The sequence below is a fragment of the Enterococcus sp. PLH-Efm8 genome (assembly GCF_053011625.1).
Genome location: NZ_CP172568.1, coordinates 245736 through 260550 on the forward strand (window position 1 = coordinate 245736; position 14815 = coordinate 260550).

Annotated in this window: 14 protein-coding genes, 1 tRNA gene and 1 pseudogene; 12 read left to right on the forward strand and 4 right to left on the reverse strand. The window is 39.2% G+C overall.

Going from position 1 to position 14815, the window contains the following annotated elements; all coding sequences use genetic code 11:
* Positions 1-54 precede the first annotated feature (54 nt).
* Together ACIFUW_RS01240 and ypfJ are read right to left on the reverse strand one after the other, a co-directional pair.
* Positions 55-136: transfer RNA gene (locus ACIFUW_RS01240), tRNA-Leu, on the reverse strand.
* Positions 137-477: 341 nt separating this feature from the next.
* The gene (ypfJ, locus tag ACIFUW_RS01245; RefSeq protein ID WP_169040310.1) at positions 478-1371 is read right to left on the reverse strand and encodes a KPN_02809 family neutral zinc metallopeptidase; all 894 of its coding nucleotides are present in this window, start codon (positions 1369-1371) and stop codon (positions 478-480) included.
* Positions 1372-1584: 213 nt separating this feature from the next.
* Here ypfJ and ACIFUW_RS01250 point away from each other — a divergent pair, with 213 nt between their 5' ends.
* Genes ACIFUW_RS01250 through ACIFUW_RS01270 form a run of 5 tightly spaced genes read left to right on the forward strand, consistent with a single transcriptional unit; the run spans position 1585 to position 5936 of the window.
* A complete protein-coding gene (locus tag ACIFUW_RS01250; protein ID WP_002301434.1) occupies positions 1585-3222 on the forward strand; it encodes a BglG family transcription antiterminator in 1638 nt (545 codons plus the stop codon).
* Positions 3219-3650 (forward strand): PTS sugar transporter subunit IIA, encoded by a 432-nt coding sequence (locus ACIFUW_RS01255; RefSeq protein WP_002301435.1) that lies wholly within the window; start codon positions 3219-3221, stop codon positions 3648-3650. Before ACIFUW_RS01250 ends, ACIFUW_RS01255 begins: the two co-directional genes overlap by 4 nt.
* Positions 3651-3662: 12 nt before the next feature.
* On the forward strand, positions 3663-3944 hold the full coding sequence (locus tag ACIFUW_RS01260; protein ID WP_002301437.1) for a PTS sugar transporter subunit IIB: 282 nt from the start codon (positions 3663-3665) through the stop codon (positions 3942-3944).
* Positions 3945-3946: 2 nt separating this feature from the next.
* Positions 3947-5197, forward strand: a complete 1251-nt coding sequence (locus ACIFUW_RS01265) for a PTS ascorbate transporter subunit IIC (RefSeq protein ID WP_002301438.1) — start codon at positions 3947-3949, stop codon at positions 5195-5197.
* A 1-nt stretch (position 5198) separates the two neighbouring features.
* Entirely contained in the window at positions 5199-5936 is a 738-nt protein-coding gene (locus ACIFUW_RS01270) for a sugar isomerase domain-containing protein (protein WP_002301439.1), read from the forward strand.
* Positions 5937-6187: 251 nt separating this feature from the next.
* On the opposite strand, the gene ACIFUW_RS01275 is transcribed toward ACIFUW_RS01270, so the two are convergent.
* Positions 6188-7027, reverse strand: coding sequence for an aldo/keto reductase (locus ACIFUW_RS01275; RefSeq protein ID WP_002301441.1), 840 nt, complete (start codon positions 7025-7027; stop codon positions 6188-6190).
* A 141-nt stretch (positions 7028-7168) separates the two neighbouring features.
* Positions 7169-7996 (reverse strand): manganese catalase family protein, encoded by an 828-nt coding sequence (locus ACIFUW_RS01280; RefSeq protein ID WP_002301444.1) that lies wholly within the window; start codon positions 7994-7996, stop codon positions 7169-7171.
* A 191-nt stretch (positions 7997-8187) separates the two neighbouring features.
* Here ACIFUW_RS01280 and ACIFUW_RS01285 point away from each other — a divergent pair, with 191 nt between their 5' ends.
* From ACIFUW_RS01285 to ACIFUW_RS01315, 7 genes and pseudogenes are all read left to right on the forward strand, one after another.
* Positions 8188-9135, forward strand: a complete 948-nt coding sequence (locus tag ACIFUW_RS01285; RefSeq protein ID WP_002301445.1) for a magnesium transporter CorA family protein — start codon at positions 8188-8190, stop codon at positions 9133-9135.
* Between the two features lie 633 nt (positions 9136-9768).
* The gene (locus tag ACIFUW_RS01290; RefSeq protein WP_002292290.1) at positions 9769-10017 is read left to right on the forward strand and encodes a GlsB/YeaQ/YmgE family stress response membrane protein; all 249 of its coding nucleotides are present in this window, start codon (positions 9769-9771) and stop codon (positions 10015-10017) included.
* 199 nt (positions 10018-10216) lie between these two features.
* Positions 10217-10621: an organic hydroperoxide resistance protein gene (locus tag ACIFUW_RS01295; RefSeq protein ID WP_002292291.1), complete on the forward strand. Its 405-nt coding sequence runs from the start codon at positions 10217-10219 to the stop codon at positions 10619-10621.
* A 132-nt stretch (positions 10622-10753) separates the two neighbouring features.
* On the forward strand, positions 10754-11797 hold the full coding sequence (locus tag ACIFUW_RS01300) for a hypothetical protein (RefSeq protein WP_002292292.1): 1044 nt from the start codon (positions 10754-10756) through the stop codon (positions 11795-11797).
* 14 nt (positions 11798-11811) lie between these two features.
* Positions 11812-12375 carry a restriction endonuclease subunit S gene (locus tag ACIFUW_RS01305; protein WP_002301446.1) on the forward strand — a complete coding sequence of 188 codons (564 nt, stop codon included), beginning with the start codon at positions 11812-11814 and terminating at the stop codon, positions 12373-12375.
* 264 nt (positions 12376-12639) lie between these two features.
* Positions 12640-13766 (forward strand): IS3 family transposase gene (locus ACIFUW_RS01310; RefSeq protein ID WP_098381422.1). Its coding sequence is split into 2 segments (ribosomal slippage): positions 12640-12868 and positions 12868-13766, totalling 1128 coding nucleotides; the frame shifts between segments, so codons are not numbered across the junction.
* A 38-nt stretch (positions 13767-13804) separates the two neighbouring features.
* A pseudogene (locus ACIFUW_RS01315) lies at positions 13805-14767 on the forward strand (glycoside hydrolase family 1 protein); the annotation flags it as partial.
* Between the last annotated feature and the right edge of the window lie 48 nt (positions 14768-14815).

The following is a 14815-nucleotide window of genomic DNA, read 5'->3' on the forward strand; positions in this document are numbered from 1 at the left end:
AGACAAAAGAAACACATAAAAAAGAGCAGATCATCCAAGATGATCTGCTCAAAATGCGGAAGATGGGAGTTGAACCCACACGAGATATACTCACACGCGCCTGAAGCGTGCGCGTCTGCCATTCCGCCACTTCCGCGCATAAATAACCTTAGCGCATTTTGAGAATTTTGGCAAGAAAAAAAATAAGTCTGTCAGCGGGGACTGACAGACAAGGAGTAAAAATGAAAAAGTTGGGTTGTTTGTTGGGTTATTTATATAGTAACCGGAAAATATGAAAAAATTGTGATCAACCCTTAGCGTTTTAAAGAAAAAAACAGGCCAAAGGTTAAAAAAAACTAAAATAGCACCATGAAAAAAAAGGGCCTGCCAGCGGGGACTGGCAGGCAAGGAGTAAAATGAAAAAGTTAGGGTTTGTTGGTATGAATAAACTATACCGCCCAAATGTGAAAAAAGAGTGACTAAAAAGGAACGTTTTTGTTATGATCCGTAGACCAAATCAAGGTTTTTTTCATTGAAGGTGTCTCCATGCTCCAAATCACCATATTTGAACCCCCGGTTGAACCATTCAACTCGTTGTTTTGAAGTCCCATGAGTAAAACTATCTGGTACGACATATCCTTGGTATTCCTTTTGTAACGTATCATCACCAATGGCATTAGCAGCTGTGATAGCCTCTTCGATATCACCAGCTTCTAAAATCGGTTGGCCGTTATAAGTTTTTCCTTGTAGATACTTGGCAAATGTACCGGCTAAATAATCCGCTTGTAGTTCCAAACGAACACTATATTGATTGTATTCTTTTTCAGAAACCTGTTGGCGGATCTTATCGAGTTGCTGTGTAATACCAAGTTCGTTTTGTACGTGATGACCAACTTCATGAGCAATGACATAGGCCATGGCAAAATCTCCGCTGGCCCCATACTTTTGAGAAAGTTCTGTTGCAAAGCTGAGATCCAGATAAACATTTTGATCGGCAGGGCAATAAAAGGGACCAACTTGAGAAGTTGCATTCCCACAAGCCGATTGAACACTTCCTGTAAATAAAACCAGTTTAGGATCTTGATACGTAGTCTGTTCTGCTTCAAAAACACCATTCCAATAATCTTCCAAATGGCCGAAGACGACAGCGGAGAATTCTTTTTCCTCTGTATACTCGTCTGAAGCCACATTTTCTGTTTGATAATTAGCGGCTTGTCCGCCTCCTAAAATATCTGTGACGGAGTTTAAATCACCCCCACTGAATAGAAAAAAGAGGACTGCGATAACAATCGTACCGATACCACCGCCGACCATTATTTTTCCTCCTGAACCTGCGGAACGACCAGAGCGGTCTTCCACATTGGAACTTTGTCTACCCCCACGCCATTTCATTTTGTTTCCTCCTCATTTGACTGTTTACATTTATTATAAGAGAAAACGAGGAAGATGAGAAAAGTTTGGCTTGCTTGAAGCGATTTTGCGGAACAAACGACCGATATTGCTATCAAGGGAAAGGGTGTGCACACCTTTTAATCATTTTTTAATCTAACAATTGGTCTTCATATTTGTTAAGGTATCACTAGAATAAAGGTAGAGGGTGAGCAAATGAAAAACAATTATTCTTTGATCGAAGACCGACGCATGCAAATTTTTAAGCGGCTGATCAATGGGGAGCACTTGAGTTACCAGCAACTTTCTGATGAGTATTATGTTTCTAGGAGCAGTATCGCCAAGGATATCGCTTATCTAAAAACACTGTTTGTCAAAGAAAATTTACTGTTGCGTTTTGATAATTCAGGCACTTATTTTCAAGGAAGCGAGTCACAAATCCAACGAATGTTGAAGCGATTCATTCTCCTTACTGTGGAGCATGGGGAGAACCTTTCTGTTCTGACAAATGTGTCATTATTTGAAAAGATAAATGCGGCTTTTCGCCATTCGATCACCGAAAAGCAAATGGAGATCCCAGAAAGCTACATCCAAAGCATCGTTGTTTCGATCTTGCTGATTGTCGAGCGCTCGAATCAGGCAAATCAGCTGGATATAGAAGAGAAGCGCCAATTTGGAAAATTGTTTTTGGAATTTGACAAGTATCCGTTGATTTATGAATTGTTGAAAGAAATTGAAGAACAAGAAATCTACCATTTTTCATCGAAAGAAGTTCAGTACCTAACCTATCTCATTGTAGGTAGTGGCTTACGTTTTTTTATGAAGAACGAATCGATTCCGTTCTCTTTTCGAGGGAAAGTCAGAAATCTGATTCAGAAAGTCAGTGAAGGCATCCAGATCGATTTGACACAGGATAGTCGCTTAGAAGAAGATTTGACGATTCATTTGTACCAGCTGTTTTTACGCATTGAGGCCCAAACTACTGTAGTCAATCCATTGCTAGATGAGATCAAACAGCATTATCCGGCGTTGTATGGGGTCGTTTGGTTCTCTTTGGACGACTTTCTAAAGGCCTACCATATTGGAATATCTGAGGATGAAATCGGGTTTGTTTCGATTCACTTTCAAGCTGCAGTAGAACGGATGCGGCAATTGAATAAAATCGTCTTTGTTTGTCCGAACGGTGTTGGCACCAGTTCATTTATTTCTGCCAAGATTCGTCGAATATTGCCTAATGTCGATAGTATTGAAACCGCTTCTGTCGCTAAGCTCAAAGAGATGGATATTTCTGCCATCGATTTCATTATTTCCACGATCGATTTACCTGATGTTTCCAAACCAGTCGTCCGCATCTCGCCGATGGTGACCAATCGAGACATGAAGCGGATCATGAATCACTATATCGATTTGATTATTGATAATGAACCGATTGCGGATAAGGTGAAAATCCTGCAAGATACACGGATGTTGATTGCACCGAAGATTTATTTTGAACGATTTGAGACCAAAGAACAAGCACTGGATTTTCTGATCAGTCAAAATGACTTTTCGTCGGAAAATCAGCGTACGGACTTTCAGCGTTCCGTCTTAGAACGAGAAGCATTGCAGTCGACCTATTTAGATAACGGTTTTGCCATACCTCATGGCAATCCTGAGTTTGTTTCAAAAACGACCTTTTCTGTATTGATTTTGGATCGTCCTGTTGATTGGGGCAACCAAAAAGTCGATATCATCGTGTTACTAATGATACGAGAAGATGAGGCCCAAGAAGTAGAACCTGTCATGAAGTTGATCATGCAAGGGATCGAAGACAAAGAATGGTTCATTTCAAAAATGTTGGAGGTAAAATCATGATCAATTTAAAAAAATTACTGCCTGAGGATCATATCGAGACCACGAATCAAATCCTCACTTGGCAAGAAGCAGTTCAATTGGCGAGTCAGCCGCTATTAAATGAAAAAGCCATCGATCAACAATATGTCGCTAATATGATCCATAGCGTTGAGGAGAATGGCCCGTATATGGTATTGGCTGATTACTTTGCATTGATGCATGCTCGTCCGGGGGAAGGTGTCTTTCATCAAGGGATGAGTTTGCTAGTGACTAAAAACGAAATCGATTTAGCTGGCAAGTCGGTCCGTATTTTCCTTGTTTTAGCTGCAAAAGACAATCAAAGTCATTTGGAAAGTTTGCAGGAAATCATGGAAGTGTTTATGGATCAGGAAAAGTATCAACTTATTTTGAATGGTGACAAAGAACAGATTTGCCAATTATTCCAATAGGAGGAAAAGAAGATGAAAATTTTAGCTGTGTGTGGATTTGGTGTTGGAAGTTCAATGGTGTTAAAGATGACGATCGATAAGGTGATTAAGGAGCTGGGGCTGAAGGCGACTGCTGAGAATACGGATTTGTCTACTGCAAAAGCAACTCCTGCAGATGTTTATTTTACAAGCCACGAATTATTGAATGATTTGCAAGCTTCCGTCAAAGCACCTGTCTATCCCATCAAAAAATATATGGATGTCGCTGAAGTCAAAATGCAAATGGAAAAGTTTTTAGCTGAAAGAGAGGGATAATCATGAGTTTTGTCACAGATCATATTTTAAAGAATCCGCCAGTATTGCTCGGACTGATTGCAATGATCGGGTTGATCGTGCAACGAAAACCTTTTGCCGAAGTGGTGAAAGGCTCGTTGACAGCAGCCTTTGGGATGGTAGCATTGACCGCAGGGGTCAATATGCTGACGGGAACGATCGCACCAATCAACACAGCGGTTCAGACACAGTTGGGGGTTCAAGTAGCCGATGGTCTTTCTGATGTGACCTTCACAGCAGAATACGGGGGAACTGTTGGGTTAGCTATGTTTTTTGGATTGATCTTGCACTTATTGATTGCTCGTTTTACACCAGTTAAGACGATTTTCTTGACGGGTCATATGTTATGGTGGTTCCCATTTGTGATCGTTGCTGGTGGGGTTGAAGGTGGAATGTCGGGGATTCCATTATTGATTTTAGGAGCTGTTTTATCTGCTTGTTATTGGTCATTTATGCCTTGGATCATGCGGAAATATGTTTGGGATGCCACTGGCGATGATTCGTTCTTGATTGGACATCCTACAGGGATCTTATCGATGGTGTCCGGCTTCGTGGCAAAACGAGTAGGAAACAAAGAAAAATCGACAGAAGATTTAAAAGTGCCAGAAAACCTGTCCTTTTTCCGTGAGATTTCCATTACAGGTGCCTTGGTGATGTTTTTGATGAATATTGTTGTAGGAATTATCGCACCAGTTCTTGTCCCAGAAGGTGGGAATCTGGTCATGTTTGCTGTTCAAGCAGGCTTGAACTTTGGCGCAGGACTCTTGATCATGCTTTATGGGGTCCGCCTATTGATCAACCAAATTATTCCAGCTTTCCAAGGGATTGCTGAAAAAGTCGTCCCTGGAGCCAAACCAGCTTTTGATGTACCGATCCTATTCAATTATCGTCCGAATGCCGTGATTATTGGTTTTATCGTAGCTATGATCACCTCAACGATCCTTGTGATCATTGTCAATACGACGAATGTTTTTGGAATCTTGATCGTACCATTAGTTATCACCAGTTTCTTTGAATGTGGCGGCGCAGCAGTTATTGGAGAAGGACAAGGCGGCTTGCGTGGCGCAGTCATTGGTACCATTGCCGCATCATTTGTGATGGTCTTGTTAGTTGGTGTATCTGCCGTTCTATTCAGCACAACGATTCAAAACTGGATTCTGATCTTTGGTGGCAATGACATATCACTTTGGGGAATCATTGGTCGTGGTCTCGGCAGTCTATTTGGGGGAATTTAATATGTATCAATATGTTGATAAAATTCATGCATTACTAGAAACCGTTGAAAAAAAGGAACAGCATGCAATCGATGAGGCAATTCGTCTCTTGACTACAGCAAATCTAGAAAAGCATTCGATTTATATTTTTGGGGCTAGTCATGCGGGGATCTTGGCAGAAGAAATGTACTATCGCGCGGGAGGGATGATGACGATCAATGCGATCTTTGGACGAGAACTGATGTTGGATCGCAGTCCCATCACTTTTACTAGCAAAATGGAACGACTAGAAGGCTACGGCACCGCATTAGCGGAAATCCAGCCGTTCAAAGAAGGAGACGTGCTGATTTTACACTCAGTTTCAGGTCGTAATCCTGTCATAATCGATTTAGCACTAGCGGCAAAAGAAAAAGGCGTCAAAATTATCGCTTTAACAAACAAAACGTATTCGCAATCAGTCACTAGCCGCCATTCTTCGGGCCTTCGTCTGTTTGAAGTCGCTGATCTTGTAATCGATAATCATGGAGAAATTGGTGATGCAGGTTGTCAGATTAAGGGGATGGATCAAAAAGTGGGGCCTACTTCAACGGTGATTGGCGCTACGATCCTTAATACCATTATCGTCGAAGTTTGCCAACAATTGAAACAAGCAGGAATCGATTATCCGCCCATCTTTTATTCCGCAAATATGGATGGCGGCGATGAATTGAACCAATCATTGTTTGAACAATACAAAGAAGCCATTCATTATCAGTTGTAACGCTGATTGTACAGAAGTTTTAACTCAGAAAAAGAACTGTGAGAAAAGCATAATCCAAATGAAAACTGATCGTGTCAGAAGTTTTTACTTCTCATAAAATAGCAGCAAGACTTCAGTAGAGCCTTGCTGCTAGTAGATCTAAGGAATTCAATTGGGGCAAGTCATCTCGCAGTTCTTTTTTTGTGACCATTCCAATTCCTATAATTGATGTGAGCCTATGAAATCCCTCAGGAGCTTTATGCTGTCTCACTTTACTCAAATTCTTCATATTCATTCGGATCTTGACCTTCAATACGTCCATCTTCTTTGTTCAAGCGATTGATTGCATTGATTTCTTCTTCAGTCAATTCAAAGTCAAAAATAGCTAAGTTTTCTCGCTGATGGCTCAGGTTTCGGGATTTTGGTAGTGGTAGAATCCCGCGATCGACGTGCCAGCGTAAGATGACTTGACCCGCAGATTTTTGATATTTATTTGCTAGATCAGTGATGATGGATTCTTTGAGCGCCGCGCTGCCGCGACCTAATGGACTCCATGCTTCAGTAATGATCCCACGTTTTCTGTTTTCTGCTACCATTTGTTCTTGGACCCAGTAAGGATGGATCTCGATTTGATTGATGGCTGGTGTGACACCAGTTGCCTCAATAATGGCATCTAAATGTTCAGGTTCAAAGTTAGATACACCAATAGAACGAATCAAACCTAATTTTTGCGCAGTCACTAACGCCTGCCACGCTTCAATGTACTTGCCGCGTTTAGGCAGTGGCCAGTGGATCAAAAAGGCGTCAAAGTAATCTAATCCCATGCGCGCCAGCGATTCTTGAATACTGGTCAGTGCATCATCATATCCATGATATTTTCCTGGTAATTTTGAGGTGATATAAAACTCAGAACGAGGGACACCGGATCGGCGAATCGCTTTACCGACGATTCCTTCATTGTCATAGTTCGTTGACGAATCAATCAAACGATAGCCATCTGCAATCGCTGCTTGCAACTGGCTTAAGCCTTCGCCACCGCGAATTTGATAGGTACCGATGCCCACGGCTGGGCGCATATTGCCGTCATTTAGTGTAAGTAAAGGTGCTTTCATATAATGATTCCTCCTTTTTCTTATACATTCTACTCTAACGCTTTTTTAGCTTTAAGGTAACCAACTTGCTCAATAAGACAAGAAAAGAGCAATGATTTCTTGTGAATGGAATCATTGCTCTTTTTATTCGTTTCGATCAATTTATTTTTCAGGTGGCGTGCCATACATTTTTGGTGTGACAGGATCTAGTTTTGGCGCTTTGCCTTCAACTTTAGGTGTAGAAAGCCATTGGTATTCACCTTCACCATCAAGTGCTTTTCCTTTTCCCCAAGAGCCTTCTTTACTTTGATCTCCTTCAGAGAAATTGTAAAAGTCATAGGCGATGTCTAACCGTTCTTCATTACGAGGGAAAGTGCTCGGTACTAAGATTGTACCCTCTTTTTCTTCAAGTTCTTTGACAGCTTGTGCCCAAAGGTTTTGGTGATAGCTGTCCCGAGCTAATAGCACGGATAAGAGGTCTTTAACTCCACGGTCATCAATCATTTCATAGATTCGAGCGACTTGTAATCGTCCTTGTGATTCTGCATTTAAATTGGCACGGAAGTCTGCCAGTAAATTACCGCTGGCAATGATATAAGCGCCACTCCATGGATTACCGACACTGTCAGCTGGACGTGGTCCTAAGCCAGCAACGATCGCATGTTGTGGATTCATTCCAGAGATAATTGCGCCAATTGCTGGGTCTTTTTTCATTGCGGCTTCTTGATCTTCTACCGGTGCACCTTCTAATAAACGAGCAACCATTGTAGCAAGCATTTCAACGTGTCCAATTTCTTCTGTCGCAATGTCCATCAACATATCTTTGTACTTTTCTTCTCCACGGCAGCTCCAACCTTGGAAGAGATACTGCATTGCTACACTCATTTCGCCATACTGGCCACCGATCAATTCTTGAAGATACTTCGCAATTAATGGATTTGGTTTGTCTGGTTTTGCTTCGAACTGTAGTTCTTTCTGATGTAGAAACATAGTTGTCCTCCTCTAAAATGATTTTTATTGGGCCCAAAAATATTCTCTCACGTTTATTTAGAATGGTCTGATCAAACGCTTGCTTTATTTCCGTATTAATAAAAACCGTTGAAATAGCGCTTTTTCTTGACAAAAAGCAGTCGCCATTAGATAGTTGAAGAGAAGTGAAGGAGTTAAAGGAGAGAGGCAAAATGTATTCGTACTATAAAATCGAAAAGAACCAAATCAGAGAATCATCCGAAGAAGACTATAATTGGTTGGTAGTCAAACATGGAAATGAAGAAGAAAAAAAAGAGCTGCTGACACTTTTTGATTTACCGGAAGATATTTTTATTGGCTCCGATGAACCAGAGGAAGTTTCTCGATTAGAACATTTACGAGACACTAAATTAAACAATCCGTTTCTTTATACATTGATCGATCTTTCTTCAAATCATCAAGAACGCATTGAAAAACGCCTTGAACCTGTCACATTTATTCTTTCCAAAGGATTGATGATCACCTATGTCTCTAGAGAATCGAATCTCGTTGAGCGATTGATCGAGAAACATGGAAGTGAGCTTCGACATTTTGAGGATATCATTGCTTTTGCCACATTAATGATCTATACCCACTATATCAATGGGTTGAAAGAGATTAAAAAGCAAATCGACCAATTGGATGCGGCTGCCCGTAAAACAACCGAAAATAATGAACTATTTAATCTGGCAGACACAGAACGAGATATGGTTTATTTGGATCACACGTTGAAAGATCAGAATCTTACAGTGAATCACTTGATGGAACGAAAAGAGTTTTTAGACAAATTAGATAATGAATCGTTAGTTTACGACATTAAACTGCGACAGAAATTTGCCAACAAGCTTGTCACGATCTATCGCGATTTATTGGAAACCATCGGTGGTCTATTCTCGGATATGATGGACAATAATTTGAACCATTTGATGAAATATTTAGATTCAGCAGCATTAGTGGTTGCAGTGCCATCATTGATTGCTGGACTTTGGAGGATCAACACTGGCGGACTGCCTGGGAAGGATAACACGATAGGAACGATTCTAGTTTTTGGGTTAGCTGTCTTAGTAGGCATCCTTACTGCTGTCTATCTTTCAAAGAAAGACTTTTCAAAAACAAAATAAAAAAGCAACTTTGTCTAGCATTGAACGCTGGGCAAAGTTGCTTTTTTTCGTGACTTCACAATCGCGAAGACTGTCCAATAAGCAGAGGGGAGAAGCGAGAAATGAAAAATATTAAGAAGAAAGGCCGGGGTACAATCCGAACAATTTATATTTTACTTTACTCGCTATTGCATACGCTCACTTCTATCGTTGCTTTTTCTCATAATCCTTTTACATAGTGAGGGGAAGCAGGTTTCAAATACAAAAGGCAGAATCAAAGGAATGCCAATTGTTTTGATGTTTCATCAGAAGGATGTAGTGAATGAGGTGTGTACGACAATCAGGTTTCTTTGATTGCTTTTATTCATAGGGAAGATGACGGTTGAAAGCAGACAATGAAAGAAAATCGTACATAGTCTAGGTACCCTTTATCAGAAAATAACTTTTTGCTGATCGAAACGCTTTCAAAGAGCTGCGGCAGTTTTTTTGACCTCTTGCAGTGAGTGTTAACGATTCCAAAAAAGTTGACTTATCCTTAATATAACAACGTTTTAAATTTTTTTGTTTTTTTAAGAGCAAAATTTTTGTGTATTTTTAAGAAGAAGCGTAACATAATATGTGTAATAAATATTTCACAGAAAGAAAGAGAAAATTATGCATTGGTTATGGGTATTAATCGTAGGAGCTATTATCGGTTTGATTGCCGGAGCAATTACAAATAAAGGTGGATCAATGGGATGGATCGCTAACATCGTTGCAGGTTTAGTTGGTTCAGCAATTGGACAAGCATTGTTAGGTAGCTGGGGTCCTCAATTAGCAGGAATGGCTTTGATTCCTTCTATCATTGGTGCGATCATCGTTGTTGCTGTAGTATCATTTTTCTTGGGACGTTCAAGAGGTTAATCGTCAAATATATCAGCAATTTTACCTATTATCTTAAGGAGCAGCTTTTCGCTGCTTCTTTTTTTGTATAGATAAACTGCTTCTATCACTGATCATCGATGTTGTCTAACTGATGTCGCCGAATGCAAGCATTACCTTTGTCAGATTAAAAAATACTCGTTACACTTAATATAGAACGACGAAAGAAAGGATGATCTCAATGAAAAAAATGTACGAAACAGCAATGATCAATCGTGGAGGCCGTGATGGCGAGGTTGAGGCACCAAACGGAAGTATGCACATGAAGATCGACCGCCCAGGAATCCATAGTGAAGGGACAAATCCGGAACAACTTTTTGCGGCTGGATACGCATCTTGCTTCAACGGCGCGGTTCAACACATGCTGGAAGAAAATAATCTTGAGTCTGATTCTGAAGTCAAAGCACGGGTATCTTTATTTCAATTAGAAGATGGGGGCTACCAAATCGGGGTTGTTTTAGAAGTTTCTTTGCCAGGACTTGAGAAGGACCAAGCAGAGAAAATCGCAGAAGAAGCCCACGCATTTTGCCCATACTCTAAAGCAACAAGAGGCAATATTGATGTGGAAGTGACTATAGTAGAATAAGGGATTCTTAATGTTACTATAAATGAGATTATGAAAGATCCTATAAAGAAACGCTAGTAAAAGAAACATGTAGTTACGGTAATTAATAGCGGTATATGTACGATTGATCGAATAGAACAAGGAGGCAAAAAAATGACACAGCGGGTAGCAATAATGATTTTAGTGTTGCTGGTCATTGGCCTCCTTGTTTACTATGTCCTAAAGTTTAAGCATTGGAAGCAGCAACGGATACATCAGGATATTGAAAAAAAGTTAAAACGGTATCCTATTGTTCAAGCAGCTTGGGAAAAGGCTGAAGCAAAACAATATAACATTCCTGGATTAACAGAAACAAGAATGGTGGTGCCGGAAACCGGCGAAAATGAGGTTTGTCAATGGATGACGCCGCAAGGGTTGGCTTTTTCTCAAGATTTTGTGTTTATTTCTGCCTACTGCTATGACCATCAGCATCATTCTATTATTCATGTACTGGATAGAGAAACAGGACAGCCGATCAAACTGCTGATTTTACCTAAACGGCCACATGTAGGGGGCTTAGTATATGATACAAAACGGGAACTTTTATGGTTGACAATCACAGGATCTGCTACTGGACGAGTAGCCGCTTTACGTTTGATCGATATCTTAGCAGATACATCTGAAGAGACGGGACAGCCAATCGCTTATTGGCTGACAACTGATCTCTCAGAGATTCCACAAGCATCGTATTTGACTCAAAACAATGATCAACTGGTATCTGGCAACTTCACACTAAAAGGTGAAGGACAGTTGACTTTCTATCTATTGCCGACGATAGCTGAAATGAAAACAGCAATTCGCCGCAAAGACAAAATCCAACCAACCGTGACAATGAGCAGAAAAACATCTGATAAGATTCAAGGTGTGGCTTTTTATGGCCATTATCTCTTAGCCAGTCGTTCTTATGGTCCTTATACCTCGGAACTCTTAGTGTCCGAGCGGGACTCTCCTAGCCGGATCCTAAAACGAATCAAATTTCCACCGTATTTGGAACAAATCGTTGTTGTAGAAGATCGTCTAGCAGTATTGTTTGAAAGTGGCGCCGCAGCGTATCGCGAGAAAGCCAATCCTGTGTTAGCCAATGTTTTATTACTAGACTTAGCAACGTTGCTTCATGCAAATAAGCGTCCCAAAAAGATTGCTGCAACTAAAAAATAGTCGGACAACTCAAGATGATCACTGTTGTTCATAAAGAACGACAAGAAAAATCATCTAGCGATGTTCGACTATGGGTTTATTTAGGAAGTATTTCTACTAAGATTCAATATGGCTATACAGATTCGGCGAAAAAACAAGGCAATGTTAAGTTTTTGAGAATCACAGATATACAAGAGGGACGTGTAAATTGGTCCAGTGTGCCTTACTGTGATATTAGTAATTCTAAACTAATTGATTTAAGATTAGAAGAAAATGACATTTTGATAGCAAGGACAGGAGGAACTATGGGAAAAAGTTTCTTGGTTAAGGAAATAAGTGAGGAATCTGTTTTTGCTTCTTACTTGATTCGAATTAGGTTAGTTGAGAAATTATTATCAGAATATGTAGACTGCTTCTTAGACTCGCCATTATATTGGAAGTTATTAGAAAAAATTTCTTACGGAACTGGGCAACCAAATGTAAATGGTACAAATTTATCTAAACTACTTATACCATTACCACCTTTAGAAGAACAACAACGCATGACTACTAAAATAGAAATGATAAGAAGATCTATTCGTAGAATCAATTTTGAGTAAATATAACGGACCTAGCATCCATTTTATACCAGATGATGCTAGGTCTATTATTTATATTTTATGGAATTTAATTGATTTGTTCTAGTGTTTTAATATTATTACGACAGTAAAAAAATAGTTTGATTCTTCTAACATGAATGACCATCTAGAAGTGGAAATGTATAAAAGATTTACTTTATGAAGTTTGGTGTTAGTATCAAATCTTAGACAGCTTTTCGTAGAGACAAGAATAAATTAAACTTATCTACGAGAGGATGAATTTTTATGACCCGATATGAAGAAAATTTTAAACAAATGATTATTGAACTGAATCAAACTGGACGTTCTGTTCGAGGGTTAGCGAAAGAATATGGCTTATCTGAAGCAACGATTTACAAATGGAAGAATTTATATTTACCTGATCAGTCCACAGGACTGACTGGAAAAGAAGTAGCTGAACTGAGAAAAGAAAATGCTCGTTTAAATGAGGAACTTGAAATCTTAAAAAAAGCCGCAGCCATATTCTCTCGGAAAACCTAAATTCGCTTGTTCAATTTATTGAAAAATGGTGTAAGGATTACACTGTTTCTTTGTTGTGTCGGTTATTAGAAATCCCTAGAAGTGTCTATTATTTTTATAAGAATAAACCGTTGACAGCTACAGAAATCAGAAATAATAAGTTGAAAAAGAAGATTTCAACAATTTTTTTTACGAATAAACAACGCTATGGTGCCACAAAGATCCATCAAGTTTTATTAAAAGAAGGGATTTCAGTATCTCTTAAACATGTCCAAAAGCTAATGAAACAATTAAATTTAAGGTCGATTGTAGTTAAAAAATATAGACCTCAAAGGTCTAATAAACCGATCATTTTAAAAGAGAATCTCTTAAATCAGGACTTTTCTACTGAAACGATCTGTGAGAAATGGGCAGCTGACATTACGTACATTCCTACTAAGAAAAATGGTTGGTGTTACTTATCTTCAATCATGGATTTACACACGAAAAAAATTATTAGTTATACATTTTCAAAACGAATGACTGTGGATTGTGTCATTCAAACATTGAATAAAGCAAAAATACATTATCACATTCCAGAAGGAATGATTCTACACACTGACTTGGGCAGCCAATACACAGCAAGAGAAGTGGAACAATGGCTTAAAACCAACAAAATAAGGCATTCTTATAGTAGAAAAGGAACACCTTATGATAATGCTGGAATCGAATCTTTCCATGCCTCATTGAAAAAAGAAGAAGTCTACACGACTAGCTACTCAGATTTTGAAGAAGCAAATCGAGCGCTATTTAGCTACATTGAAGGATTTTATAACCGAAATCGAATCCATAGCTCGATTCACTATCTAACCCCACAGGAATTTGAAGAATTAGCAAAAGAAAAAATGGCTTAACCGTCTCTACTAAAATGTGTCCAAGATATTGACTCAAATCCATTGATCGTTACGGTGATAGGGTAAAAAACTGGTTTACATTCAACGAACCAATCGTTCCCCAAACGCGTTGCTATTTGGATGCTGTTCGCTGGCCGCATGAACAAAACACAAAAAAGTGGATGATGTGGAATTATCATAAAGTTTTAGCAACGGCTAAAGCAGTAGAGATTTACCGCAGCGGAAATTATGGTGGAAGGATTGGCTGTATTTTAAATCCTGAAATGGTCTATGCTCGATCTAATTCTCCAGAAGACCAAAAAGCTGCTTATATGTATGATTTGTTTTATAATCGAGTATTTTTTGATCCGATGGTAAAAGGGTACTACACAGAAGAGTTCCTGGAGTTGTGTCAAAAACAATCGATTTATTTCGATCCTGCAACAGAGGATTTAGAAACGATTCAGCATCATACAGTAGATTTCCTTGGAATCAATCAATATTATCCTAAACGCGTTCGCGCTCCTCGTTATCAATGGAATGAAGAGACACCTTTCCATCCAGAACGATATTATGAAGTCTTTGATTTACCTGGGAAGAAAATGAATAATTCCAGGGGATGGGAAATCTATCCGAAAATCATGTATGATATAGCCATGTATCTAAAAGAAAATTATCATAATATCCCTTGGCTGATAACAGAAAACGGTATGGGAAGAGAACATGAAGAACGGTATATGGATGAGAAAGGAATCGTGCAAGATGATTACCGTATCGAATTTATCGGACAGCATTTGCGTTATTTGATCAAAGCAACAGAAGAAGGCGCAAATTGCGAAGGCTATATGTTATGGGCATTCACTGACTGTGTGTCACCAATGAATGCATTTAAGAATCGATATGGATTAGTTCGAATCGAATTGAACGATGAACGAAGCAGAACATTGAAAAAATCTGCTTCGTGGTATCAGACTTTGATTGATAAGAGAGAATTGGATTTGCCTGACGAAATCTATAAATAAATAGAAGTTTTTTGTAGATGTTCATTGTATTTACTGGTTATTTGAAAT

What these genes read in the sequence shown, in the direction of transcription:
- ACIFUW_RS01275 (WP_002301441.1), bottom strand. Translation starts at nt 7,027, where the DNA reads ATGAAAGCACCTTTACTTACACTAAATGACGGCAATATGCGCCCAGCC.
- ACIFUW_RS01295 (WP_002292291.1), top strand. Translation starts at nt 10,217, where the DNA reads ATGAAAAAAATGTACGAAACAGCAATGATCAATCGTGGAGGCCGTGAT.
- ACIFUW_RS01260 (WP_002301437.1), top strand. Translation starts at nt 3,663, where the DNA reads ATGAAAATTTTAGCTGTGTGTGGATTTGGTGTTGGAAGTTCAATGGTG.
- ACIFUW_RS01300 (WP_002292292.1), top strand. Translation starts at nt 10,754, where the DNA reads ATGACACAGCGGGTAGCAATAATGATTTTAGTGTTGCTGGTCATTGGC.
- ACIFUW_RS01270 (WP_002301439.1), top strand. Translation starts at nt 5,199, where the DNA reads ATGTATCAATATGTTGATAAAATTCATGCATTACTAGAAACCGTTGAA.
- ACIFUW_RS01285 (WP_002301445.1), top strand. Translation starts at nt 8,188, where the DNA reads ATGTATTCGTACTATAAAATCGAAAAGAACCAAATCAGAGAATCATCC.
- ACIFUW_RS01265 (WP_002301438.1), top strand. Translation starts at nt 3,947, where the DNA reads ATGAGTTTTGTCACAGATCATATTTTAAAGAATCCGCCAGTATTGCTC.
- ACIFUW_RS01250 (WP_002301434.1), top strand. Translation starts at nt 1,585, where the DNA reads ATGAAAAACAATTATTCTTTGATCGAAGACCGACGCATGCAAATTTTT.
- ACIFUW_RS01255 (WP_002301435.1), top strand. Translation starts at nt 3,219, where the DNA reads ATGATCAATTTAAAAAAATTACTGCCTGAGGATCATATCGAGACCACG.
- ACIFUW_RS01290 (WP_002292290.1), top strand. Translation starts at nt 9,769, where the DNA reads ATGCATTGGTTATGGGTATTAATCGTAGGAGCTATTATCGGTTTGATT.
- ACIFUW_RS01305 (WP_002301446.1), top strand. Translation starts at nt 11,812, where the DNA reads ATGATCACTGTTGTTCATAAAGAACGACAAGAAAAATCATCTAGCGAT.
- ACIFUW_RS01280 (WP_002301444.1), bottom strand. Translation starts at nt 7,996, where the DNA reads ATGTTTCTACATCAGAAAGAACTACAGTTCGAAGCAAAACCAGACAAA.
- ypfJ (WP_169040310.1), bottom strand. Translation starts at nt 1,371, where the DNA reads ATGAAATGGCGTGGGGGTAGACAAAGTTCCAATGTGGAAGACCGCTCT.